We start from the raw sequence: 1,971 nt of genomic DNA on the forward strand, positions 1-1,971 counted from the left end.
ATGGCCTGATGCCCTCTTTTAATGGCCGGGTAAAAAAGGCATTAAAACTGGGGTAGTCACGGGCGCTTTGTGCAGCCGCTTCGGTCATGTCGATTTTGTAAGCTTTGATAAATAATTTGATTAACGCATGGCTGATAAAGCCCAGCTGTGCCGCGGCCAGTTTGCCGACCAGGCGCGAGATCAGATGCTTAGGCAGCATGTACTGCAGTGCAATTTTAATTTTGTCTGTATTCACTATAGAGGCCCTTAAATTTAAAAATACGATCTTAACAATATGATCATTAAAAATAATGCGGTTTGTCCTGCGCCATACTGGCGAGGATTTTTAAATAACTGTCATAACGCTCGCGGCTGATCTCACCCTGTTGCACGCCATGCTGGATAGCGCAGCCCGGATCGCTGATATGTTTGCAATCGCGAAATTTGCATTGGCCAAGCCAGGGGGCAAACTCAATAAAGCCGCTGGTGACTTCTTCGGCACTTAAATGCCAGAGCGCAAATTCGCGAATGCCGGGTGAGTCAATTAAATCACCACCCTCGGGCAGATGGTATAAGCGCGATACCGTAGTGGTATGCTGACCTAAGCCTGAATTTTCAGACACTTCGCGGGTGGCAGCGGCAAGCCCTGGCATCAGCTGATTCATCAGTGACGATTTACCGACACCGGATTGCCCGACAAAGATGCTGGTGCCGCTATGCACTTGTTGCAGTAATTCCTGCATGCCTTGCCCTGTTTTGGCACTGAGCAGTAAGTAATCATAGCCAATTTGCTGATATAGATGCAGCTGCTCAGTGAGCTGAGTGAGTTCATCGCCACTGAGTAAATCGGCTTTGTTAATCACTAACAGCGGTTTTATGCCGGTTTTTTCTGCGGCCACCAGGTAGCGGTCAATAATATTCAGCGACAGAGCCGGTAAGATGGCTGAGACAATTATCATCAGATCAATATTGGCGGCGACCGGTTTTAAGCCATCATAAAAATCGGGGCGCAGCAGCACAGTGCGTCTGTCTTCTACCGCTTCAATGACGCCATCAATACTGCCAGTGCTTTGTTTAGCCCGTCGCCAGATCACGCTATCGCCAGTGACTACCGAGCTGATGGTGCGGCGCATATTGCAGCGCACGACCTGACCTTGAGCATCTTCAACATCGGCATGCTGGCCAAAACGGCTTAATACCAACCCTGGCTCGGCCGGCTCTAGTACATCATCCGCTAATTGTGCGCTGGCCGGTTTATCGCGGCCACGCAAACGTTTTTGCTCATTTTGGGCAATACGATGATGCTGTTGCTTACTCAGATGTTTTTTTTTGGTCACGCTTAGGTTTGCCGTTTTTAATAAAAGGGTGCTATTACTGTTTAGCTCAGGGGGTGTATCATACCCGTATTCAGGCTAGTAACAAATAGCAAAGCATGCGCTTTGCTGTGCAGATTAAGGGTTTAGTATGGCGGTAAATGAACATAACCTGGTGTGGCTCGATTTAGAAATGACCGGGCTGGAACCAAAAACAGACGTTATTCTGGAGATGGCGACTATTGTCACCGACAGCCAGTTGAATATTTTAGTCGAGGGGCCGGTATTTGCGATTCAGACCTCAGATCAGATCCTCGATAATATGAACCCCTGGTGTGTAGAGCAGCACGGTAAAAGTGGCTTAACGGAGCGCTGTCGTGCCAGTAAGGTCAGCTTAGCTGAGGCAGAGCAACAAACCATCGCCTTTTTAAGCCAGTATGTGCCAGCCGGTAAATCGCCGATGTGTGGCAACAGCATAGGACAGGACCGACGTTTTCTGGCCGAATATGCGCCAACGCTGGAAGGCTTTTTTCATTATCGCAATCTGGATGTCAGTACGGTAAAAGAACTGGCACGGCGCTGGCATCCTGAGGTGCTGAAAAAAGTGCAAAAGTTGAACAGCCATCTGGCGTTAGATGATATTCGCGAGTCTATTGCCGAGTTAGTTACTTATCGTAGT

2 protein-coding genes and 1 pseudogene are annotated in these 1,971 nt (G+C 48.6%); 1 reads left to right on the forward strand and 2 read right to left on the reverse strand.

What is annotated here, in order from left to right:
* Both V7D78_RS17215 and rsgA read right to left on the reverse strand, forming a co-directional pair.
* Positions 1–235: pseudogene (locus V7D78_RS17215) on the reverse strand (archaetidylserine decarboxylase); the annotation flags it as partial.
* 46 nt (positions 236–281) lie between these two features.
* Positions 282–1,316: a small ribosomal subunit biogenesis GTPase RsgA gene (gene rsgA, locus V7D78_RS17220; RefSeq protein WP_333609679.1), complete on the reverse strand. Its 1,035-nt coding sequence runs from the start codon at positions 1,314–1,316 to the stop codon at positions 282–284.
* A 127-nt stretch (positions 1,317–1,443) separates the two neighbouring features.
* Between rsgA and orn the strand changes: the two genes are divergently transcribed.
* The coding region (gene orn, locus V7D78_RS17225) for an oligoribonuclease (protein WP_333609680.1) at positions 1,444–1,971 on the forward strand (528 nt) is incomplete at its 3' end.

Source organism: Arsukibacterium sp. (assembly GCF_036735525.1).
Taxonomy (GTDB): Bacteria; Pseudomonadota; Gammaproteobacteria; order Enterobacterales; family Alteromonadaceae; genus Alishewanella.